At 36.8% G+C, this 22557-nt stretch carries 22 protein-coding genes; 7 read left to right on the forward strand and 15 right to left on the reverse strand.

Annotated features, from left to right (window positions below; genetic code table 11):
- Window positions 1–6 precede the first annotated feature (6 nt).
- The 3 genes from FS608_RS10465 to FS608_RS10475 are packed head-to-tail and all read right to left on the reverse strand — an operon-like array spanning window position 7 to window position 2868.
- Window positions 7–567 carry a maltose acetyltransferase domain-containing protein gene (locus FS608_RS10465; protein ID WP_144549686.1) on the reverse strand — a complete coding sequence of 187 codons (561 nt, stop codon included), beginning with the start codon at window positions 565–567 and terminating at the stop codon, window positions 7–9.
- 41 nt (window positions 568–608) lie between these two features.
- Window positions 609–1841: an MFS transporter gene (locus FS608_RS10470; RefSeq protein ID WP_144549688.1), complete on the reverse strand. Its 1233-nt coding sequence runs from the start codon at window positions 1839–1841 to the stop codon at window positions 609–611.
- A gap of 22 nt (window positions 1842–1863) precedes the next feature.
- Window positions 1864–2868 carry an ROK family transcriptional regulator gene (locus tag FS608_RS10475; RefSeq protein ID WP_144550077.1) on the reverse strand — a complete coding sequence of 335 codons (1005 nt, stop codon included), beginning with the start codon at window positions 2866–2868 and terminating at the stop codon, window positions 1864–1866.
- A 195-nt stretch (window positions 2869–3063) separates the two neighbouring features.
- Between FS608_RS10475 and FS608_RS10480 the strand changes: the two genes are divergently transcribed.
- The gene (locus FS608_RS10480; protein WP_144549690.1) at window positions 3064–3513 is read left to right on the forward strand and encodes a hypothetical protein; all 450 of its coding nucleotides are present in this window, start codon (window positions 3064–3066) and stop codon (window positions 3511–3513) included.
- A 107-nt stretch (window positions 3514–3620) separates the two neighbouring features.
- Here FS608_RS10480 and FS608_RS10485 read toward each other — a convergent pair whose 3' ends face one another.
- On the reverse strand, window positions 3621–4061 hold the full coding sequence (locus tag FS608_RS10485; protein ID WP_222127333.1) for a hypothetical protein: 441 nt from the start codon (window positions 4059–4061) through the stop codon (window positions 3621–3623).
- Window positions 4062–4389: 328 nt separating this feature from the next.
- On the opposite strand from FS608_RS10485, the gene FS608_RS10490 reads away from it, so the two are divergent.
- Complete coding sequence (locus tag FS608_RS10490; RefSeq protein WP_144549694.1) at window positions 4390–4767, forward strand: VOC family protein; 378 nt, start codon at window positions 4390–4392, stop codon at window positions 4765–4767.
- Window positions 4768–4858: 91 nt separating this feature from the next.
- On the opposite strand, the gene FS608_RS10495 is transcribed toward FS608_RS10490, so the two are convergent.
- The 6 genes from FS608_RS10495 to FS608_RS10520 all read right to left on the reverse strand — a co-directional run bounded on the left by FS608_RS10495 (window position 4859) and on the right by FS608_RS10520 (window position 12548).
- Window positions 4859–5893, reverse strand: coding sequence for a DUF3231 family protein (locus FS608_RS10495; protein ID WP_144549696.1), 1035 nt, complete (start codon window positions 5891–5893; stop codon window positions 4859–4861).
- Between the two features lie 139 nt (window positions 5894–6032).
- Complete coding sequence (locus tag FS608_RS10500; protein WP_144549698.1) at window positions 6033–6773, reverse strand: GGDEF domain-containing protein; 741 nt, start codon at window positions 6771–6773, stop codon at window positions 6033–6035.
- Between the two features lie 155 nt (window positions 6774–6928).
- Window positions 6929–7696 carry a TSUP family transporter gene (locus tag FS608_RS10505; RefSeq protein ID WP_144549700.1) on the reverse strand — a complete coding sequence of 256 codons (768 nt, stop codon included), beginning with the start codon at window positions 7694–7696 and terminating at the stop codon, window positions 6929–6931.
- 247 nt (window positions 7697–7943) lie between these two features.
- A complete protein-coding gene (gene hmpA, locus FS608_RS10510) occupies window positions 7944–9230 on the reverse strand; it encodes an NO-inducible flavohemoprotein (RefSeq protein ID WP_144549702.1) in 1287 nt (428 codons plus the stop codon).
- A 177-nt stretch (window positions 9231–9407) separates the two neighbouring features.
- The gene (gene htpG, locus FS608_RS10515) at window positions 9408–11288 is read right to left on the reverse strand and encodes a molecular chaperone HtpG (protein WP_144549704.1); all 1881 of its coding nucleotides are present in this window, start codon (window positions 11286–11288) and stop codon (window positions 9408–9410) included.
- A 252-nt stretch (window positions 11289–11540) separates the two neighbouring features.
- The gene (locus FS608_RS10520; RefSeq protein WP_144549706.1) at window positions 11541–12548 is read right to left on the reverse strand and encodes a DUF3231 family protein; all 1008 of its coding nucleotides are present in this window, start codon (window positions 12546–12548) and stop codon (window positions 11541–11543) included.
- A gap of 456 nt (window positions 12549–13004) precedes the next feature.
- Between FS608_RS10520 and FS608_RS10525 the strand changes: the two genes are divergently transcribed.
- Window positions 13005–13190 (forward strand): hypothetical protein, encoded by a 186-nt coding sequence (locus FS608_RS10525; RefSeq protein ID WP_144549708.1) that lies wholly within the window; start codon window positions 13005–13007, stop codon window positions 13188–13190.
- Window positions 13191–13331: 141 nt separating this feature from the next.
- Here the strand turns inward: FS608_RS10525 and FS608_RS10530 are convergent, their stop codons facing one another.
- Window positions 13332–14846 (reverse strand): amino acid permease, encoded by a 1515-nt coding sequence (locus tag FS608_RS10530; protein ID WP_144549710.1) that lies wholly within the window; start codon window positions 14844–14846, stop codon window positions 13332–13334.
- Between the two features lie 167 nt (window positions 14847–15013).
- Between FS608_RS10530 and FS608_RS10535 the strand changes: the two genes are divergently transcribed.
- The 4 genes from FS608_RS10535 (at window position 15014) to FS608_RS10550 (ending at window position 19545) form a co-directional block, all read left to right on the forward strand.
- On the forward strand, window positions 15014–15925 hold the full coding sequence (locus FS608_RS10535; protein ID WP_144549712.1) for an MBL fold metallo-hydrolase: 912 nt from the start codon (window positions 15014–15016) through the stop codon (window positions 15923–15925).
- 98 nt (window positions 15926–16023) lie between these two features.
- A complete protein-coding gene (locus tag FS608_RS10540; RefSeq protein ID WP_186328676.1) occupies window positions 16024–16716 on the forward strand; it encodes a YhcN/YlaJ family sporulation lipoprotein in 693 nt (230 codons plus the stop codon).
- 743 nt (window positions 16717–17459) lie between these two features.
- Window positions 17460–18278 (forward strand): GDSL-type esterase/lipase family protein, encoded by an 819-nt coding sequence (locus FS608_RS10545; RefSeq protein ID WP_144549717.1) that lies wholly within the window; start codon window positions 17460–17462, stop codon window positions 18276–18278.
- A gap of 172 nt (window positions 18279–18450) precedes the next feature.
- Entirely contained in the window at window positions 18451–19545 is a 1095-nt protein-coding gene (locus tag FS608_RS10550) for a C40 family peptidase (RefSeq protein ID WP_260871641.1), read from the forward strand.
- Between the two features lie 60 nt (window positions 19546–19605).
- On the opposite strand, the gene FS608_RS10555 is transcribed toward FS608_RS10550, so the two are convergent.
- From FS608_RS10555 to FS608_RS10570, 4 genes are all read right to left on the reverse strand, one after another.
- Window positions 19606–20592, reverse strand: coding sequence for a glycerophosphodiester phosphodiesterase family protein (locus tag FS608_RS10555; RefSeq protein ID WP_144549719.1), 987 nt, complete (start codon window positions 20590–20592; stop codon window positions 19606–19608).
- 131 nt (window positions 20593–20723) lie between these two features.
- The gene (locus FS608_RS10560) at window positions 20724–20903 is read right to left on the reverse strand and encodes a hypothetical protein (protein WP_144549721.1); all 180 of its coding nucleotides are present in this window, start codon (window positions 20901–20903) and stop codon (window positions 20724–20726) included.
- Window positions 20904–20953: 50 nt separating this feature from the next.
- A complete protein-coding gene (locus tag FS608_RS10565) occupies window positions 20954–21775 on the reverse strand; it encodes a histidinol-phosphatase (protein WP_260871642.1) in 822 nt (273 codons plus the stop codon).
- Window positions 21776–21878: 103 nt separating this feature from the next.
- The gene (locus tag FS608_RS10570; RefSeq protein WP_144549725.1) at window positions 21879–22442 is read right to left on the reverse strand and encodes a DUF2062 domain-containing protein; all 564 of its coding nucleotides are present in this window, start codon (window positions 22440–22442) and stop codon (window positions 21879–21881) included.
- Between the last annotated feature and the right edge of the window lie 115 nt (window positions 22443–22557).

Genomic DNA, 22557 nt, shown 5'->3' on the forward strand with positions numbered 1-22557 from the left:
TGTATTCTATTCTTCTATTTGTTTAATAATCCTTGCAGGATTTCCACCTACAACCACATCATCCGGGACATCTTTTGTTACGACCGCACCTGAAGCGATGACGACATTATTTCCTATGTTCACTCCGGGATTTATCACTGCTCTACCGCCAATCCAGACATTATCGCCGATATTAACTGGTTTTCCGAATTCTGCGCCTGAGATTCTTTCTTTTGCACTTATTGGGTGAGTCGCGGTATAAATGTGAACTCCTGGGGCAATCATGCAGTTCTCACCAATCCGAATCTCACAAACATCCAAAAAAACACAGTCATAATTAGCATAGAAATTTTGACCCACGTGAATGTTATACCCGTAATCACAACGGAACGTAGGCTCGATATATAAATTCTCTCCAGTGGAACCAAAGAGTTCTTTTAACAATTCTGTTCTTTGGTTTTTATCTGTTTCAAGTGATTGATTAAATAGTCTCGTTAACCGTCTAGCATTCTTTCTTTCTCTACTTAATTCAGGGTCAGCTGCATTATAAAGTTCACCATTCAACATTTTTTCTTTTTCGGTTATCATTTTTTTATCTCCTTATTTTCAGTTGTCCACTTCCCTTCTAATTAGATGACTGTGGAGTTGTTATTTTTTATCCTAATTAATTCGTTCCTATTCAATATGGTATTTAATTTTTCAGAACCTAGGAGCATGATTACAATGAAACCTGCAATGACAAATGGAAAGATTCCTATTGTTGAATGTGCAGCAATGAAACCAAGAAGAGGCGGCAGGAACGTACTGCCTGTATAAGCTACAGCCATTTGATAGCCCATGATTGTTTGGGATTGTGCCTGCCCAAATCGTGTGGGCGTTTCATGCAACATACATGGAAAGATCGGCGCCAATCCTAATCCAACCATAATAAAACCGATAAGCGAGAACGTGGATGGCAATGGCAGGAATAGAAGTAACGAACCAACTAATGCAATTACTTGCCCCATCCGTATCAGAGTCCGGTTACCAACCTTTAAGGTAATAAAGCCTGTTATAAATCTTCCAAATGTTATACCTGCGTAATACAAGGAGACCCATTTTGCTGCTGTACCTACAGATAAATCTTTCACATTTACTAGGAAACTACTCCCCCAAAGCCCCATCGTTGCTTCTGCCCCACAATAAAACAAGAATGAGACCAAAGCTAACTTCACTCCCCTTATTTGCAGTGGTTTTTGATTTTCAAAATCTGCCCCAGACAAAACAGTATCTATGTTTTCCGCCTCATTAGTGGAGTTTACATTACTGTTTCCTCCAACTTTCTGCCATAAAGGCAAAGTGAAGAATAGAATGATAACTAAAACAAACTGCAGACCAGCAATGGTAAGGTAGCCGTTTCTCCAAGAATGCTGCCCTGAAATAAACTGAGCCATAATGACAGGACCGAGTGTAGCCCCAACTCCCCAAAAACAATGAAGCCAACTCATGTGGTGTGCTTTGTAATGGGATGCAACATAATTGTTTAATCCCGAATCAACTGCCCCTGCACCTAATCCGAGTGGAATGGCACAAATAAATAGCCAAACTAGAGAAGGAGCAAAATAAAACCCAAGCAGTGCACCAGCAGTCATTAAACAACTGAAAAATGTGACCATGCCAGTTCCGAAGCGATTTAGCACAGCTCCGCTAACAAAACTGGAAATAATTGTTCCTCCAGCAATTGTCATAAAAAGCAATCCGGCCGTCTCAAGCGGTGCACCAAATTCCGGTTGCATTAAAGACCATGACACGCCCAACAATGAATCTGGTAAACCTAAGCTGATAAAAGCCAAGTAGATAATTCCTAAAAAGAATGTTGCCATTTTACCCCTCCATAAATATCTCTTAGTTGTTTATTCCATTGATCATGATTTCCAGACCAAGACTTTGTAATCCCAATAGATAATCTTGTTTCCAATCACTGATTTTAAGTTCTGGCAAATGTTCTGCTGGAATATACTTTGAGCTTCGTTTTACAATCTGTTCTATGAACAATTGATTGACTTCATCATCGCAAAAAATAAATGCATGTGGGTTAATGATTGCTACAAATGAAGCGATCAACCTACTAATGGCATCAATTTCATATTCCTCACACATAAATGCTTTTTTAGTCCCGTTCCCATTTTCCAAAGCCTGCCGAAAATTTCGATCATCATACTGCGGAACGAATGAAATCTCACCTGAAAAATTAGTGCTGCCTCGCACCACAACTCCATTCACCAAAATTCCAGCTCCGGGACCATTATGACCTGAATATAAATAGATAAGCGATTTATTTTCCATAATATCCCTACTATCGTGATACCCAAGCACTGCAGCGTTCATATCGTTCTCTATAACAACGGGGATAGAGAAACGATTTTCCAGGTATCCCTTCAAATCAAAGTTTTGAAGATGTTCATAACCAGGTATATAAAAGATCCGTCCATTATCAACGGAACCAGGTACGCCAATGGCTATCGAACTGATTTTCGGATATTTTTCTATTATTTCTACAACACACTCGGTTAATAATGTTAAATCAACATCAGCTAATACACTTGAGGTTTTACCTGCATCCTTGACTTCTCCCAAACAGTTAAAAACAATATAATTTGTCTCTGTACTCTCCAAAAAGATTGCCAGCCCTAACATATATTCCGGATTGTATGTATATCTTTTTGCCCTTCTTCCACCACTCGAATCATCAAGACCGACTGAGATAAGTTCGCCTTCCTTTTCCATCTGGGTTAAGAATTTACTTATTGTCGGAAAACTAATTCCTAATTTATCGCTCAGTTCAACTTTTGTTGCACTTCCATGTTCTAAAAGAGATTTACGAATACCACGAAGGATTACCGTCTTCATCGATTTTGGAGTTGCATCCACAAATAATCACCACCTAATTAAATCAACTTATTAAATATCTTTAATAAGTATCTAACAAAAAAACTTATTAAACACCTTTAATAAGTAACGATGATAATATAACATATAATATTACCGAAAACAAGGGAGCCATATGGTACACTAAGGAAATAATACCTATTAATGGAGGATTCTATGATTTGGTTTTTACTGCTTATCGTTCTGTTTGCTTTTATGATGGGATTTTTTCAAGTTCCCATCTGGATTATGTATAGTATATTGGTTGTCGTACTAATTCTTATCCTATTTAGAAACCCGCTTCTATTTGGGAAAGATGCCGAAAAGATCATGGCGTATCTAAAAAAATCAAAAGAACTTCTTAGAGAAATGGGTGGACATAAGACAAAGTGGTACGCTTTGTCGGATATCGCCATTAATGAAGGCGACGTGGAAGCATTCAAACAATATAAAGCGAAAATAACGGACACCTTTTTTTTAAACATGCTGGAAGTCGATCAAGCCGTTTATGACGGGAAAAAGGACGAGGCGGTTGGGTTGCTCGATAGTATGATTCCTAAGCTTAGAGGTTATAAATTTCTGACAGCTGTTCAGTATCGAAAGCATATTCTTGAAGGAAGAGTCTGATGAAATTTTAAGGTAAAGTAAATTGTAAGAGGGATAATTTTCTACACAACTCGAAACACAAATAAGCCCAACTTAATCGAGTTGGGCTGTTTATACATTCATTAAACTTATTCTACCTTATTTTTTAATTTATTTAATTTCTTAAAATTTTTGTCATAGCTTTGTCGTTCTAATAGATTATTTAGCCAAAATTTTGCTCTTTCTGTATCGTTATTTTTTAAAAAGGTTTCAATTGCTTTATTAAAGTTACTACTGTAATAAAAATTCTCATTTATCACCATTTCAAGCCCTTTATGATAAGAGTCAGATGCTAAGTTGTATTCCTTTGATTTGGAGTATAAAATTCCTAAATAAAATAGACCACTTGATATTTCTCGTTTGTTAAAGTGTTGTTGTTGAATGGCAGTCTTCATTATTTCAATTGCTTTTTTTCTTAAATATAAATTTTCATAGGTATTTGCCTTATAAAAATAATCTTGATACTTCTTTAAAGGTTTAATTAACGAAATAATTCCCATAAACACCTCACAAAAAATGATACCCTCCACATGATGATCAATTTACGTCCATTTCTAAAATTCACCCATACAAGCAATAGATTCGCCCATTGGAGCTCAATATTCGCTCATTAATACCTGAAATCCGCCTATTAAACTCAAAAATTCGCCCATTGTTGGAACAAATCGTTTAATAAATCTACTATATCAATAAATTAATTTTACACAACCTGAGTGATGACAGAATTTTTTACTTAAACTAGCTCCTCTTATTCTAAAAATCCCCCCGAATATCAGTTTTCCTATTATTATTTGCTTTTGGTGATTGTGGTTGCTAAACTAATTTTTGAATATATAATGACAAAAGGAGATTTACGCTTTGATTAACAAAATTGGAAAGATAACTGTCTATGTCCAAGATCAAGAAGAGGCAAAAGATTTTTGGATTAATAAAGTCGGATTTGTATTAAAAGTGAAACAACCCATGGGACCAGACGCATTTTGGATTGAAGTCGGCCCAAGTGAAAACGAATTTACTACGTTAGTACTTTATTCAAAATCAGCAATGGAGCAGCATCAACCTTCAAAAATTGCACATCCATCCATTTTATTCAGCACCTCGGATATCGAAGCTACATATGAAAAAATGAAGCAAAATGGTGTAGTAGTAGAGGAAATGTTACGACTGCCATTCGGAAACATGTTTAACTTTAAAGATCAGGATGGAAATGATTATTTAATTAGGGAAGATAAATAGTATTTATAAAGAAGAGTTATCTTGATCCAGGTCAAAATAACTCTTTTCAGATTTTAGATTCACATTGTCTAACCTTCTTAAAAAACAACAACTAATCAGAAGCTAATTTTTCTCTTTCTGGTGCATGTGGTGGTTGTTCCATCCAGCCCTTCTCAATAAAGATTTTTGCTGCATTTTCAACAAATTCGGAAATTTTCACAAACGATTTAGTATAAACGAGACCAACATCGTGTCTCCCATTTACTGCTACTGAATTTCCAAATGCCCTTATTTTCATTGAAAACATATCCATCTTATGAAATAGCATTAACTTATCGGAAAAGGGAGAAAAAGTAGATGTTGTCACTAAATCATCAAGAAAAGATGGTGCAGGCAAATTTTCATCATGAAGTTTTTGCATATAGTTTTGAATATTTGTTGATGTAAGGTCTCTGCCTTTTTCAAACAATTTCCGAATCTTTTCATCCTTTACTACTTGGGCAAAAGCCATAATTAAAGCCTTACTCGTCACATTATTTTCAATATTATCGTAAAAGTGTGCGATTTCTAATGCGTGCAAGGGTCGTACATGTCCAAAGAAACCATTTAAAAAATCCTGATGAACAAATTCGACTTTATCTGGAATTGGAATTAATGGTGGCTTAATAATTAGACCTTTATTCATTAATGTTTCTTTGATTTGGTCCATTAAATCCATAGTGCAATCCATACAGTACCTGAAAAATTCATTTACATCCTTTCGATAGACAAGAGGGATGCCAACGTTATAAATACTCATCCCTGCTTTCGAAGCATATTTTAGGTAATGCACATAGAATTCATCTTGAAATAACCGAGGAGCACCGAGGTTTACGTCCTCTTCGGAAAACCCTTTCGGAATAGAGAAATTCTCCTTTTGGAAAATTCCTTCAGTGATTTTCATAAATTCTTCGCTTAACTTTAATGCATTTTCTAACAAGGTTTTAATATCATTATCCTCAACGTGTTGAAGATAATAACTTAAAAGGCACTTTCCCATGCTGTTTCCCATATAGGTAGCCCACAGTTTACCCATTTCGGCTGATGTTAAATTTTCCTTTGTTTCGGTTTTATATGAGTTTAATTTAATCGGCTTAATTGTTTTCATGATTACTCCCTTAACCTACTTTTCCCTCTAGTATTTTCCTTTAATTAAAGTCATATTCTAACTTATTTTATGTCCATATTGACAGAACAAAAAAAAGTCGCCAAAAAGGCGACAGGTACTTTAACTTTCACATCCAATATTAGGAAAAGATTTCGTATGTATTTTTTCCTTGTAATTTTGCTTTATACATTGCGATGTCAGCATTTTTTATTAAATTCATTGCTTTATCTCCGTGTTCTGGGAAAAAAGCAATACCAACACTTGTTGAAGTGTAAATTAGATTTTCGATGATCGTAAAAGGCATACTTATCTCTTTAATGATTCTTCTCACATATTCTAAAACTAGAGGCTTGGCAGTGTTGGGAAATAAAATGATAAATTCATCTCCTGCAAAACGTGAAACAGTACCTTCTTTACCAACACAATTCATAAGACGCCTTCCAATTTCCTTTAATAAAAGGTCACCAACATCATGCCCAAAAGTATCATTTACCTGTTTAAAACCGTCTATGTCTAGAAACAGGACCGCTCCAGTATTTCTATCTACAAATTGCTTCACTAGTGAATGGTTCAATTCCCTATCAAAAAATCTACGATTTGATAGTCCTGTTATTGAGTCATAATATGCTAACTCTTTGTACTTTTCTTCCGCTCTCTCTAAAGTAATCCTCTGATGCATCACAATAAATAAGAATGGTACGAAAATCAAAATAGTAATAAGTATGTCAATGAACTCCTCCAATCCATCCTGAGGTATATTCCAAATCCAATGAATTAATTGTTGTAATACGAATACTTCAAAAACTTTTAAAAAAAGTAACCCCATTAAAATCAAGATTATTTTAAAAGACCATTTCGTATATTTTCTCTCAGTTTTCAAAACAAGTTCTCTCCAAGTTTTAGTTATTTTTTAACAGATTACTAAAACTATAGAATATTATCAAATGCAGATTATGGGTATAAACAAAGTTAAGAAATTTGTTTTCCACCTAAAAAAATTTCCTAAATCACAATTCTATCTGTGTTCATTTTCTACTATTGAAAATAATCATACGTATTTTTCGCTAACAATAAAAAGGTAACGACGATAAACAAGGCACGGACATATCCGCTGCCGCGTTTGATCGCAAATTTCGAACCTACAATAGCCCCAGCCACTTGTGCCAGACCCATCGGAATCCCGTAAGCGAAATTTACTTGTCCTAAAAAAATGAACATCAACAACGCAGAGACGTTACTTCCAAAGTTCAAAAACTTGGCATTCCCTGCAGCCTTTAAAAAATTAAAGCCCATCATTAAAAAGGCAAAGATTAAAAATGAACCTGTACCAGGACCTATAAAGCCATCATAAAATCCGATTGCAAAAATGACCAAAATAAAAAGGATCTGATGGTGGATGGCGAATTTTTTATCCGTTGAAATACTGCCCCAATCCTTCTTAAAAATCGTATAAATTGCAACCACTGCGAGCATGATTAACATCAATGGCTTTAACAATTCGGGATTCATTAAATGAACCGTCCATGCACCTATCATCGAACCAATAAACGTGAGAGGAAACAATTTATAGACCGATTTTATATTAAGCTCCTCTGAACGATAAAACATAACTGTGCTTGTTAAGGAACCGATTGTCCCAGCTAGTTTATTCGTTGCCACGGCGGCCGCTGGCGTCAGACCTGTAAATAACAATGCCGGCAAGGCAATCAGACCTCCGCCGCCAACCACGGAATCAATAAATGCGGCTAAAAAGCCAAAAACAACTAAAATAAGTAATAACGATGGATCTAAATCAAAAAACATCTAATCAGCCTTTCTTGTTGTTACAACTACCTGAAAAATATTGATAACCTATTTTTTATCCTTCATTATTTTAAGCAGATATTTCACTTTATGTAAAGCCTATCGGATAAATCAATCACCAAAGAATTTATAAATTGCCTCTAATTTACTTGGAGCCCCATTTGAACTGAACTACTAAATTATTTTAAATTAAAAACTCCCTACTTGACCTTAGAAGGGAGTCGTGAATAATGGTCAATTTTTCATTTTAGATGTCAGCGTCTAATCTGCCAAAGGAACCAAAAAATTCATAGTGAATCTGTTCTTCCGGTATCCCCCATTGCTTTAATGATTTATTTACCACTTTCATGAAGGGCTCTGGTCCACAAAAATAAAAATCAGCATCCTTCGCAGGCACCACTTGTTGAATCCAATCGAGAGTAATATACCCTTCCTTATCAAAGCTTTTCATTTCCCTGTCTTCTTCTGTTGGCTTCTCATAAATAACAAATGATTTTACGTTCTTATGCTCTGCTGCCAACTCGTTTACGTGTGTTTTAAATGCATGAAGATTACTATTTATAGCTGCATGGATAAAATAAGTTTCACGGTCTGGTTTTTCTTTCACTGTCGTATTTAACATACAGATCATTGGTGTAAGTCCGACCCCTCCACTAATTAATATTAATGGACGTTTTGATTCCATATCTAAATAAAAGTCACCTGCAGGAGCAGTGATTGGAATAATATCTCCTTCGTTTACCTGGTTATGAAGATAGGATGATACCACTCCAGCCGGTATGCCGCCTTTCGAATCTTCCCGCTTTACACTAATCCGGTAATAGTCTAAACCTGGGCTATCAGACAAACTATACTGCCTTAGATGGGTATATTTTTCATCATGACTCTCCATTTTCACCGTTATGTATTGCCCTGGGATAAAAGTAGAAATTTGTTTTCCATCTTTTGGTTTTAAATAAAAGGAGGTAATCACATCGCTCTCTTTCACTTTTTTCTCGACAGTGAATTCACGAAATCCTGCCCAACCTCCTGGCATCCCTTCGGTTGTTTGATACATTTTGTTTTCCATTCGGATAAACACATCAGAGATGACATCATAGGCATCTGCCCATGCGTCCAAGATTTCATTGGTAGCTGCATCTCCTAATACTTCCTTAATAGCACCTAAAAGATTTTCCCCCACGATTGGATAATGCTCAGGCTTTATTTGTAAGCTCCGATGTTTCTCTCCAATGCGCTCTAGTACTGGCATGATTTTACTAAAATCTTCAATATTAGCAGCAGCGCCATAAACGGCATCGGCTAATGCTCTCGGTTGATGACCCGTTATCTGGTGTGTTTGGTTAAAAATGTTCAGAAGTTCTGGATGCTCTTTAAACATTCGCTTGTAAAATTGCTTTGTAATAGCCTCACCATGCTCTTTGACTACAGGTAAAGTTACCTTAATGACCTCTAGTTTTTTCGGATCAAGTGCTTTCACTACTTTTAGCACTTCTTGCCAGGTATTCTTTTCTTCAATTTTTGTTGCAGGCATATTTTTAGACCCCTTTCTGCACTACACTAATAAGGTTGTCCACGTACCTAATCACTATGAAGGTAATTTCTGTAACGGGAAGATAATAAGTGGAATGCCAATGTTAATGTCCTATAAGCAGTGAAAAAAAACCGACTTCACAAAAGTGAAGTCGGCATTAGAGAGTAATCAAATGGATTACACCATTATTTTACAAATATCATTGGTAAATTCTACTGGATCACTGATTGGTAATCCTTCAATTAAAAGTGCTTGGTTGTATAATAACTTGGTATACAAGTCTAATTTACCTTTATCATTTTCAAAGGCTTCTTTTAAGGATTGGAATACTTCATGGTTTTTATTAATTTCTAACACTTTGTCGGCTTTGATATTTTGATTATCAGGCATAGCTGCAAGAATTTTTTCCATTTCAATTGAAATGTCCCCTTCCGTTGCCAGGCAGACTGGGTGCGACTTCAGTCTTTTGGAAATCCTTACATCTTTCACTTTATCCGCTAAAATGTTTTTCATATAATCGAAGAGTTCTTTGCTTTCCTGCTCTTTTGATTCGGAATCATCTTTAGTTTCTTCCCCTTCGATGCCTAGGTCACCACTTGAAATCGACTTGAATTCTTTCTCTTTGTAGTTCATCAACATTTTGATCGCGAATTCATCGATATCCTCAGTGAAGTAAAGGATTTCGTAGCCTTTTTCTGATACGAATTCTGCCTGTGGTAATTTCTCAATACGATCAATTGATTCCCCGGATGCATAGTAAATATATTTTTGATCTTCAGGCATTCTTGAAACATATTCATCAAGCGTAACGAGTTTTTTCTCTTTGGATGAGTAGAACATGATCAGATCTTGTAATAATTCTTTATTAGCACCAAAGTCACTGTACACTCCGTACTTTAACTGACGACCGAACGATTGATAAAATTCTTCGTATTTTTCTCTTTCTTTTCTTTGCAGACTTAGTAATTCGCTCTTGATATTCTTATTTATATTTTTAGCAATCAGCTTCAATTGGCGGTCATGCTGGAGCATTTCCCTTGAGATGTTAAGCGATAAATCCTCGGAATCCACCATCCCTTTAACAAAACTAAAATGGTCTGGAAGCAGGTCAGCACATTTATCCATAATGAGAACGCCATTAGAATAGAGTTCTAAGCCCTTTTCAAACTCTTTCGAATAAAAGTCAAACGGAGTTTTTTCTGGGATATAAAGAATCGCATTATAACGTATTGACCCTTCTACGCTGATATGGATATGTTTAATAGGTTTATCAAAACCGTATCGTTTTTCTGCATAGAAGTTTTCATAATCCTCATCGGTAAGCTCGCTTTTATTCTTTTTCCAAATCGGAACCATACTATTGATGATTTGTTCTTCTTGGGAATCTTCGTATTCAGACTCGCTGCCATCCTTAAGTTTTCTGCTAGTAACATCCATTTTGATTGGATAACGGATGAAATCAGAGTATTTCTTAATAATTGATTTTAAGCGATATTCCTGTAAATACTCATCGTAATTCTCATCTTCTGTATTTTCTTTTATCTTTAAAATAATCTCTGTACCGACTGAATCTTTTCCAACGGGTTCAATTGTATACCCATCAGCACCTGTGGATTCCCATTTATAGGCCTCGTCACTGCCTAATGCTTTACTAATTACCGTTACAACGTCAGCTACCATGAATGCAGCATAAAAACCTACTCCAAACTGACCAATAATGTCGTAGCCATCTTTAATTTCGTTCTCTTTTTTAAAGGCGAGGGAACCACTTTTGGCAATCGTCCCAAGGTTAGTCTCTAAATCTTCCTTGGACATTCCAATCCCAGTGTCTAGGATCTTCAATGTTCGGTTCTCTTGGTTAGGAATTAATTTAATAAAATAGTTGTCTTTGTCGAAACGTAAAGTATCATCCGTCAATGCTTTATAATAGATTTTATCAATCGCATCACTTGCATTGGATAGTAACTCTCTTAAAAATACCTCTTTGTGGGTATAGATGGAGTTAATCATCATTTCTAGTAATCGTTTCGATTCTGCTTTAAACTGTTTCTTCGACATAGAAAAATCCCCTTTCCACTTTAAAAATGCGATTATGTAGTCCCTGATTTAGTTTATCAAAACGAAAATCAGATCGATTAGCACTCTAACTTCCCGAGTGCTAATTCCATATATTTTAATATCATATTTTTTGTTAATCTGTCAATATATTGGTGTTTTTTACCCAAACCTTTTGATAAAAGCCGCATAAAAAAGAAGAATTATTTTGACTTATGTTAAAATAATTCTTCTTTAGTATTATGGAGATTCTTATTATTTATTTTGGTTACGGATGGCCTCTCGATCTAACGACTGAGGAGGTTTTTCAAACCATCCATGATCAATCATTATTTTTGCCCCATCCTCCGCATAAGAGCCAACCTTCAAAAGGTATTTCTCATACATTAGGGCTAAATCCTTACGAAGTGAGGCGGCTATGGCAAGCCCGAAGTCCCCAATTCCAATCGCACTCTGTGTATTCGTATGAAATAGCATTAGTTTATCTGAAAATGGAGCTTCCGTGCTTGCTGTAATCGTTGAATCCCAAGTGGAAGGATAAGAATTGTCGTCCTCTTTTAATTTTATCATAAAATCTTCCACCATTTTCTTACCTAAATCATACCCTTCTTTAAAATAGTCACTAATTTTTTTCGACTGAGCCACTTGGCTAAATCCTAAAAGCATCGTTTTAGCTACGTTTGCCACCTCAATGTTTACCCCACAATGGGCAATTTCCATAGCAAGAAGTGGGCGACGGTGACCTATTAAACCTCCCAGAAAGGATTTCTCCGTAATATATTCTACTTTTTCTGGATAAGAAATATATGGGGACCTGATAAACACACCCTTTTCCTGCATCAATTTTGTATTTCTGTCGTAAAGTGTTTCCGTTTGATCATAAAACCTTTTGAATAGGTATCGAACATCTTCTCTAGAGGAAATTGATTTAGCTAAGCTATATGTATTCAATCCCGTTCTTCCCATATGATGCAGGTAACGCATATACGTTACATCAGAAAAGAGCTTTTTAGCCTGTAAATTCACATCCTGTTTTCCAAAACCATTTGGCAAGGGAATACCTTCTATTGTAAATAATTCTGAAATTTGATGGAGATGGTCGTGAGCAGATTTTAGTGCAAATTCGATAATCGGCCTAATGTCTTGGTCTTCGGTCGTTTGTAAAAAATGACTTAAAATACAAATTGCCATTGAATCACCAATATATGTACTCCATAACATTGAAATTTCAGCCGAAGTTATCTTGGGGTTATGATGCTCCATTGATTTTCAACTCCATCAAAGAATTCTAGATAATTAATAAAAAGTGTTATTTTTTAACTATAAGTTTGTAATACCAAGTTAGGATTATAAATGCTACGAAATAGATCGGAAGTGAATACCAAATACTTCACCCATGATTTTTCATATATCCGGATTTTGTTAACATTTTCGGCATAAAAATAATTATGATTATAATTACTACAAGTATGGCACAAATATATACCATATTAAGACCAACTTCTAAAGAGGATTCATTACCCACAATGTACATATTATGTCATTATTCAAGTTAATTATTCTCCTAAACATGTTAACATGCAGTAGCTTGCATAAAGATATGTCCCTTTCTTAAACTTGTGGACATTTATTTTTTTATATTTTGTTTTTACACAATTGACATATTCGTAACAAGATTGACATATATTTTATCAATCGCATAGGAAGGAGGGTGAACCCATGGATAATCGAATTTTATTATTTTTTGTTTCGATCCTGTCTGGTTTTGCACTTATTAGAGTTCCTTTAGCCGATTCATTTCTTGAAAGCGTTTCCCCCGTTACTGATATCATTGGCATACTAACTGTTCTTGTCTTCTCACTCGTCTTAATTTACAAAGGCGTAAAAGGATTGTTTAGTAAGTAGCTTTATTATGGAAAGCACTCTATGGGTGCTTTCTTTTTTCATTAGTTTTATAGTTATTTTTGCAAACATTAACTCAAACGAAATCGAAAGGCAAATATAAATGCGATGCTTCATTGGTAAAAGCATCGCTAAATAAAACCTTCATCCATCGTAGTGTTCTCGCTCTCGTTCTTCTTCCTCAAACATTTCGTCATTATCCTTTTTAGTTTGGCTGCTGTTCAATTTGACTTGTGATATGGTTGTTCCGTTCCATTCCTCCGCGAATTCTGTTAAAAGAGTTGGATGCTTTTTCAAAATCGGAGTCCCTTCTTTCGATGTAGTTTTTACATTAGATCGCTTGTAAAGCCTCATTAAATAATAAATTAAGGCATATACCACCACCATGACAATCCCTGCGACGAGACCTACCCCTTGCCCAGGGATAAACGGCATACATGCTAGAACAATAATCATGCTGATTAAGGCAACCCAAGAAGTATACGGATACCCGCGCATTTGACAAATACCTTCGGGAGGACATCCATTTCTTTTGCGGAAACGAATATGACTTGCCATAATTACGGCATAAGTAAAAATTAAAGCAAAGCCCCCTGTGGTAATGAGGACCAAGTACACTCTTGGAAATAAGAGGCCAAATCCGAGGCCGACAAGCATCGCAAAACCGGAAAATAAAATCCCGCGGTAAGGTACATCGCTTTTATCCTTCAGTATATTAGGAGCATGCCCTTCATCCCCAAGAGATCTGATCATTCTTCCAAGACCAAATATACAAGCTAGCATCGCTGAAAGAATAGCTGAAATTAACACGATATTAATGGCCCTGCCTGCCCAGTTAATCCCCCACCTTTCCAATGAAGCCACCATTGGACTTATGTTTTCGTTCAAAGTTGCCGTCGGAATGAGTGGTAATAGTACGGCAGCATAGAGAATGTATAAACCGACAAGAGAAAATACCGTGTATCGAATCGCCTTCGGAATGGTATCCCTTGGATTTTCTGCCTCAGTTGCCGCAAGTCCAATGATTTCAAAACCTGCATAGGCAAAAATCACCAACAACATACTCCCTGCAATTCCCTTTAGCCCTCCAGGCATAATCGGCTCTGATCTTAACTCACCTACACCGATGGCAGGAGTTCCTGGGAGCAACCCGAGGATTAATACGATTGCTGTGATGATGAAAAAAATAATCGCGAATATTTTTATACCTGACAGACCGCTTGCTAGTTTACCTATCTTATCTGCACCTAATAGGTTTAGCAGCGTAACACCGATGATAATTGAACTACCCAGCAAACCAATGGAAACATTAGGAACCCATTCACGGATTAAGATGGAAATGGCTGTTGCTTCACTTGACATAGATAAAACCGTTCCCGTCCAATATAGCCAACCAACAACAAATCCTGTCCACTCACCTAGCTCTCGAGTGGCAAAAGTACTAAAGGATCCTTCCGTTGGATTTGCCACTGTCATCTCTGATAAGGCATAAAGGATGAGATACACCAAAACGCCCGCTAGAATATACGAAAGCAAAATGGACGGTCCGGCTGCATGAATAGCAACGGAAGATCCTAGAAAAAAGGACCCGCCAATTACACTTCCTAAGGCCATCATAGTCAGTTGCCATGCAGACAATCCTCTGCGTTTTTTCTCCATTGATTTTGAACTCCTATATCAATTATTTTGTAAGTTCCATAAAAATATTATTAACTTGGGATTGTAAAATGATTCTGGTTAAGTGATGACGGTTACCCTAGGAAATTTTCCGTAAAGCATGATATCCTGTACTTAACATAAAAGTTGGAAAATCAGGGAGACGAAAAATGAAAATATATTCAAATTTAGATAATGTCACTAGTTACAAATCGTTTAAAGACCTAAGGAAATGGCAAAAAGAACGGAAAAAGAAAGTGAAAGACTTATCAATTAACATTGAACAATCTTCTTTAAAAATGGTAAGTGAACTTCAGGAAAATAAAAGTAAGACATCCTATACATGGGTGGGACACTCCACCTTTTTAATCCAACTGAATGGAATCAATATACTTACTGACCCTGTCTGGGCTAGGCGGATGGGGTTAGAAAAAAGATTAACAGAACCTGGTATCTCGTTAGCAGACCTGCCAGAAATTGATGTCGTGGTCATCTCTCATGGCCATTACGACCATTTGGATTTCCCTACCATTAAAAAATTAAAAGGAAACCCTCAATACCTTGTCCCTGTCGGTTTGAAGTCTCTTTTTAACAGAAAAGGGTATCAAAAGGTAAGTGAATTTAATTGGTGGGAAAGTGTAGAACTTGGAGGAATAACCATTCATTTTGTCCCGGCACAACATTGGACGAGAAGATCATTGACTGATATGAATACTTCTCATTGGGGAGGGTGGATTTTTCAAACGGCAAACGAAACACTTTATTTTGTTGGCGATACTGGATATTTTAGTGGATTTAAACAAATAGCGGAGCGTTTTTCTTCCATTGATACGGTGTTTATGCCAATAGGTGCTTTCGAACCAGAATGGTTCATGGCCCCTGCTCATATCTCACCAGAAGACAGTGTAAAAGCCTTCATTGAATTAAAAGCAAAATCCTTCGTTCCCATGCATTATGGTACATATCGATTAGCCGATGACACCGGTCCGGAAGCTTTGGAGCGTCTACTCCGTGAATGGGAAAAGCAACAACTTCCTAAAGAACAATTAAAAATACTGCTACTTGGGGAAACAGTAATTTGACCAGTTTCCACTCAAAATTTACCTGCATTTACCCTCGAATACATTCACCTAAAAAGGTCACGATAAGTTTGTAAGACTTTTTAAGGGGAGTGATTATTGTGGTGAGAAAAAGCTGGATGAGTTTTGTTTTAGCAAGTACCTTATTGGGTTTAACAGGCTGTGCGAATAATGATAATGCAACCAATAATAATGCCAACAATTTAGGCACAAATAATGTTAGAAATAATGCTATTAATGGTGTGAATGTAAGGAATGTCTCAAACCAAAATTTACGTGTTTCTGCCCGTGCGATTCGGAACGTGGAAAGTTTAAATGAAGTAAATCAAGCAAATGTGATTATTCGCAACAATGATGCCTATGTGGCTGTGCAATTAGAGGGGACTCAAAATGGGACTCGGGCACGTGGTGGTACTACAGGGACTGGTCCAAATATGAACGCCACTTATGGCAATGGCTATAATTCCGGTACTACAGGGACTAACGGTTCTGCCAATTTGCATGCTACAACAGGTAATCGCACCAACACTAACATTACTGGAACCACTGGAACAAACACCAATGCTCGTATTAATCGTGCCAATGATCTAAATGCACGCAGGAACAATACATTAGACCAAAAAATCATAAATCAAGTTCGTGCAGCTGATCGCAGCATTGACAACGTATATATTTCTTACGATACCGATACTTTCGGTCAAATGACTAACTATTCTAATGATATTCGTACTGGAACTAACAGAGATGGCCTGTGGAATGACTTTTCTAATTCCGTAAACAGGATGTTTAAATAGCTCCAGAATATTTCTTTTTTTCCGAAGAAGTCTGGTCATCATCGGTATGATGTCCAATCTCAATGATTTTACGAAGAAATTTGGTCATCATCGACTGTATGATGACCTTTTCTTTGGCCCTTCAAATGAGAGTTGGTCCTCATTGACTGGATGATGACCTTTTCTTTGGCCATTCAAAAGAGAGTTGGTCTTCATCGAATGCATGATGTCCTTTTCTATGACCATTCAAATGAGAGTTGGTCTTCTTCGTCTGGATGATGACCTTTTCTTTGGCCATTCAAATGAGAGTTGGTCTTCATCGATTGGATGATGACCTTTTCTTTGGCCCTTCAAATGAGAGTTGGTCTTCTTCGTCTGGATGATGACCTTTTCTTTGGCCCTTCAAATGAGAGTTGGTCTTCATCGTCTGGATGATGACCTTTTCTACGACCCTTCAAATGAGAGTTGGTCATCATCGACTGGATGATGACCTTTTCTATGGACCTTCAAATGAGAGTTGGACTTCATCGACTGGATGATGACCTTTTCTTTGACCCTTCAAATGAGAGTTGGTCATCATCACCTGTATGATGACCTTTTCTATGGCCCTTCAAATGAGATTTGGTCATCATCGTCTGGATGATGACCTTTTTCTATGGTTTTCAAAAGAGATTTGGCCTTCATCCTCCTTCTAACTGGAAATCACATCCTACTTTTTTCACTTGTTATTCTTGATATAATAGAATATTCAAGGAGTGGATGATATGAAAATAGTAAAGTATCTGTTTGTTTTTGTATTGCTTATTGGCCTTGGTATTTCTGCGTGGATTTATTATCCGCAGTACCAAATACACCAAATGAAAAAACACGCGGTTGTGGTGAGCAAAAGCTCTAACCAAACCTCCTATCTTAATTATTATCGAAATGCGCAAATGGCTCAAATCCATCATTTGGCCATTGGGGATTCTATCATTCGCGGAGTCGGTGCACCAAAGGATGAGAACTTTGTAAGTCTATTTTCTAATAAATTGGCAGAACTAACTTCCAAAAAAATAGTCACACAAAACGAAGGAATCAACGGTATTACCAGTAGTGAATTAAACGACCTTGTTCAGGAAGGTCGATTTGATGAATCGATTAAGCAATCCAATATTATCACGATTAATGTGGGCGGCAATGATATTCTACAATTGGCAAAGGGTCAAGATATTCGATCTGTTATCCAAGACTACGATCAATTGAAGACCAACTTCGCGAAAAATCTAACAGACATTACGACGAAAATAGCCAAGCTTAACCCGAATGCCACGATTGTATTCTTAGAATTGTATAATCCATTATCACCTAATGAACAATTGTATCCACTGGCAGATAAAATGCTGCCGAAGTGGAATCTTAATATATATGAAGCTGCGAATAAAGTCTCAGGGTCAATCGTCGTTGAAACTACGAAGGTTATTAACGGTGACCATCTGCAAAATCTTTCCTCTGATGGTGTCCATCCAAATGTTGCTGGTTATACCGCCATTTCAGAGCAAATGATTGAACAATTTAAACATCAATTTAGACAAAGTGCAGTTTAAAACCGAAGGAGGACTAATTTCCTTCGGTTTTTTCATCCTACCTTTCTACTATTATTTGTTATTTAAATGTAATAACCCTATAACACTATTGATAGAATGATTTGCTAAAATTTTTATAGATTTAATAGTGTGAACATTTAGAAAATAATAGAGTGGAAAGTAGTGGTATTAGGTGATCAATAAGATACTTACTATGGTGTGTTTTGCCATTATGCTTACTGTAGCTGGGAATTCGATACATAGTGTTCAGGCCGAATCTGTAACTGACAAAAAACCCTCTCAACCAACTCAACTTGACAATCTTACTATTCAAGGTAATTCTTTAAGCTTAAATAACCAGTTAAATCGGGGTTCCAAGGCCATCCAAACAAATGACCTAGAAATAAAAAAAATTAAGTCCGAACGCAAACAAGCCAAAACAGAGGTCAAACAGCTCAAAAAAGACCTTCGGAGCTTAGCAAAGGATATGAATAAGCGAAAAAGTATCTTACGCGAACGTGCTCGATCCTATCAACAAACTGACAAGCATATTGCCTATCTTGATGTACTCCTAGGGGCAAAAAGTCTTAGTGATTTTGTAGATCGTGTCGGTGCCGTGGCTGCCATTGCAGAGGCAGATCAAAATCTTCTCGAGCAACAAGAAACACTGCAACAGGAATACGATAACAAAAAGATCTCTTTAGAAAGAAAAATAGCCGACCTCAAAATTATGAAGAAAAAAATAAAAACGGCAAGAACTTTTCTAATAAAACAAGAAAATGAATACGCAATGCTAAGAGTGCAACATAACAAGCAATTAAGAAACAAAGATAAGATTAATGTTAATGAGAGGAGGAAGGATAAGGGTGAAACATACATAAATGCAGCTTCTGATAATGTAAGCGACTACATAGGGACTGTCATTACCGCTGGAAATAAGTATGTTGGTAACTCTGTTTACGTGTTTGGCGGCGGTAGAAATAAAAATGATATTGCCCTTGGAAGATTTGATTGCTCCGGCTTTGTCCACTGGGCGTTTGCGCAGGCTGGCATTGAAATCGGCACCTCTACGTCGACAATTAAAAATGATGGCAGGCAGGTTTCTCCCGAAGATATGCGGCCAGGTGACCTTGTTTTCTTTGACACCTACAAAAAAGACGGGCATGTAGGAATTTATCTTGGCGATGGGAAATTTATCGGTTCCCAAAGTTCAACAGGTGTTGCGGTCGCCGATATGACAAAAGGCTATTGGAAAAACGTGTTTAAGGGTCGTGTGGTTCGAATTTAAGAGATTAAAATAGATTCATAAGGACCGATCCCCTTCGGTTCGGTCCTTATGAAATACTCATCACTTTTGCCCTGCCCCCTTAACTAACGGGGCAATTCTATCAATTCGATTGGTCCATATTCCTCCTGTATAGTGATCTGGCAATCGTTTTAGATCATCCGCTGAATCAAATCCTTCAGACCAGCCTCCATCCCCTGCGACCAGAATGACTCTGGTGTTAACACTATCCATACGGTTTAAAAATTTATTAGGCCAGCCCCATAACAGTGGTGCATATTTTTCAGGCACATGTAATTGTGAATTCTCACAGGCTGATGGGATATAACCAGTCCATCCTACTCCTAAATAAGGAATCAAACAGCTTTTCAGCGTAGCCATTGACATCACTCTTAGCTCTGGAAGCTGTTCTTTTAATGCAGCAATTGGTTGATCGTCCCCGTAAACAGTTAGCTGACTCAGGCGTTTTTCCGGTAGTTTTGATAGAAACCCAACGAGCATCGTCCCCTCTTTTGGGTCAGCGTTTTTAATATGTATCAAGAATGGTTTATCAGAAAAATGCTTCAACACTTCGTCTAGTGACGGCATTAATCCCACTCCTTTTCCACGGAAAGGAAAAGTCTTACCGTTATCTGCTGTATATCCGTATCCAATATCGACCTTTTTTAATTCTGCCATTGTGTAGTCTTTGGTAGACCCTTTCACATTTGTGCGGCACTCAAGGGTTCCGTCATGGAACACGGCAAATTGACCATCTTTTGTTGGTTTTATATCTAATTCAACAAGGTCAGCACCGGCAGCAAAGGCAACTTTCATTGAGGACAGCGTGTTTTCTAAGTAGGCATGCTCGGGTTCATAAATACGCTCCGCTGTACATGTATCCCATTCTATCCCTTTCATCGAAAAAGTCTGGCCAAGCCCGCGGTGTGCCAGCAAGAACGGCTCTCCCTTACGATTCTTTGTTAATAAAGAACTATTATTAAAGAACATAAATACAATTAATAAAATCAGAAATAATCCGAGCCTTTTTAATCCTTTTTTGAACTTCATTTATTTCCTCCATTGAGATCCATTAAGATTTCCTCTTATTCATCATAATGGAAAGCATGTTTGCAGACAATTTTAAGAATAAAAAAACACCCTTCCACTATTCAAATGAATGTGGAAAGGTGTCCTTTCAATTAAATAAGTGGTCGGCCGGCATCTGGAGATAGATTTGGATCTCCGCCACCAATGATAACCGCACTCTCTGGCTGAATATCATTATCCTCTAGGTTTGCGGTAAGATTGGTTTTGCTATTTTTATTATCTTTCATATTATTTTGAAATTCCTGTGGTACATTCTTTTTTTCTTTGTCCATGGTTACACCCCTTTTTACAGGTAGTGTTTGTAAAACTATACGGAATTATACTAAATCTTTACTATCACTCTCTCTTTGTTCTTAAAATAAACCCATTCCTTGAATCCAATTTCCTTGAGACGTTGCTGAACTAGATCAAAATCGTCCCCTACTCGATGCGGATCATGAGCATCGGATCCAAAGGTTACCTTTACACCATAGTGAAGTGCCATTTCAAGAATATCGTCCGACGGATACCAGCCGCCAACGTCCTTGGTTTTTCCAGAAGTGTTGATTTCAATTGCAATATTATATTCTCCAATCACTTTTAGGGTATGTTCGACCGCAGCTGTCTGAATGGATGAAAAAGCAGGATAAAATCCTTTCATGGCGTCAATATGCCCGAGGATTTGAAACATACCACTTCGTGCGGATTGCTCAATCAGCGAATAGTAATTTTCTTTCGACTTGATCTTTTCTTTTTCTGTTAAGCCGTTCCATCTCTTTTTATTAAAAATACTTACTCCGTCAACATAGTGAACTGATCCAATGATGTAATCAAAAGGATACGGTTCAAAACAGGAGCGGTAAATCTCAACTGACTCAGGGAAGAAATCTGACTCTACTCCAAGCAGCACATCAATTTTCTCTCTATACGTCTGTTTCAATTGAAGGACTTCGTTAATGTATTCGGGAAACGCACTTTTTGCCATGGCGATGTTGGGATGGAGTTGATCCACCTCACTGCTGAAGTATGGGGAATGATCAGCGATACCGATTACATTTAATCCTCTTTCAATTGCGGCTTCAATATAATCACGTATTTTGCCACGTGCATGACCGCACCGATCATGATGGGTATGTAAATCAAATTTCGAATGTAATATTTCCACAATTTTCACCTCAATTATTAATATGTACATTCTCTAGAAAAGATTAATCCAAGCTAAAAAAATAAAACACCTTCCATTGAAGATGTTTTCGATTCTACACCACTTATATATAAGTCTGATTGATTGAATTAAGAGGAACTTCACGTTTATCTCGTCTTCTTTTTTGCCTTTTTGCTTTTTCTTTTTCATAAGAATGATACACAATGAAATAAGAACAAACGCCAAGAATTAACCCGAAAATCGACATTCCTATTAATGTATGAATTCCTCCATGAAGGATACTTACGAGCGTATGAAAATCGCCATGGATTAATTTTTTAAACGAAAAAGAGGAATGGTGCCCGATATGAACTTTCATTGGAAAAAGAAATTTCCCTAATGTTTTTGCAAAAGGTAACAAAATGACTGGGAGCAGTGTTAATTTTCCGATCACATTCCCAATAATTGATGCAGGTAATGAACCTTTCGCTATACGGACAATCGGAACAAAAAATATATAGATAAGTGATCCTGTGGACAGAACCAACATTTCTAAGCCAAGGCCAAGGGCAAATCCTAAGGATACTTTTTTAGCTCCACCAGGAGACCTGAGCAGTTTAATTATATTTAACTTAAAAGCACGTCCAAATCGTTGAAAAAAATTATACTTTTTTGGTTTAATGCTCATATAGGTATCTCCTTACTAAGATAGTTAACTTTATTATACTCTATATAAGCCATAACTACTATTCTAACAAATTAACTTCTGAAATAAATTTAGAGCAGTCTCCATGTGGAAACCA

This window comes from Bacillus sp. X1(2014) (genome assembly GCF_007678255.1).

Excerpts from the sequence above, each read along its gene's own strand:
- FS608_RS10465 (WP_144549686.1), bottom strand. The coding sequence starts at position 567 with ATGATAACCGAAAAAGAAAAAATGTTGAATGGTGAACTTTATAATGCA.
- FS608_RS10470 (WP_144549688.1), bottom strand. The coding sequence starts at position 1,841 with ATGGCAACATTCTTTTTAGGAATTATCTACTTGGCTTTTATCAGCTTA.
- FS608_RS10475 (WP_144550077.1), bottom strand. The coding sequence starts at position 2,868 with ATGAAGACGGTAATCCTTCGTGGTATTCGTAAATCTCTTTTAGAACAT.
- FS608_RS10480 (WP_144549690.1), top strand. The coding sequence starts at position 3,064 with ATGATTTGGTTTTTACTGCTTATCGTTCTGTTTGCTTTTATGATGGGA.
- FS608_RS10495 (WP_144549696.1), bottom strand. The coding sequence starts at position 5,893 with ATGAAAACAATTAAGCCGATTAAATTAAACTCATATAAAACCGAAACA.
- FS608_RS10505 (WP_144549700.1), bottom strand. The coding sequence starts at position 7,696 with ATGTTTTTTGATTTAGATCCATCGTTATTACTTATTTTAGTTGTTTTT.
- hmpA (WP_144549702.1), bottom strand. The coding sequence starts at position 9,230 with ATGCCTGCAACAAAAATTGAAGAAAAGAATACCTGGCAAGAAGTGCTA.
- htpG (WP_144549704.1), bottom strand. The coding sequence starts at position 11,288 with ATGTCGAAGAAACAGTTTAAAGCAGAATCGAAACGATTACTAGAAATG.
- FS608_RS10520 (WP_144549706.1), bottom strand. The coding sequence starts at position 12,548 with ATGGAGCATCATAACCCCAAGATAACTTCGGCTGAAATTTCAATGTTA.
- FS608_RS10525 (WP_144549708.1), top strand. The coding sequence starts at position 13,005 with ATGGATAATCGAATTTTATTATTTTTTGTTTCGATCCTGTCTGGTTTT.
- FS608_RS10530 (WP_144549710.1), bottom strand. The coding sequence starts at position 14,846 with ATGGAGAAAAAACGCAGAGGATTGTCTGCATGGCAACTGACTATGATG.
- FS608_RS10535 (WP_144549712.1), top strand. The coding sequence starts at position 15,014 with ATGAAAATATATTCAAATTTAGATAATGTCACTAGTTACAAATCGTTT.
- FS608_RS10545 (WP_144549717.1), top strand. The coding sequence starts at position 17,460 with ATGAAAATAGTAAAGTATCTGTTTGTTTTTGTATTGCTTATTGGCCTT.
- FS608_RS10555 (WP_144549719.1), bottom strand. The coding sequence starts at position 20,592 with ATGAAGTTCAAAAAAGGATTAAAAAGGCTCGGATTATTTCTGATTTTA.
- FS608_RS10560 (WP_144549721.1), bottom strand. The coding sequence starts at position 20,903 with ATGGACAAAGAAAAAAAGAATGTACCACAGGAATTTCAAAATAATATG.
- FS608_RS10570 (WP_144549725.1), bottom strand. The coding sequence starts at position 22,442 with ATGAGCATTAAACCAAAAAAGTATAATTTTTTTCAACGATTTGGACGT.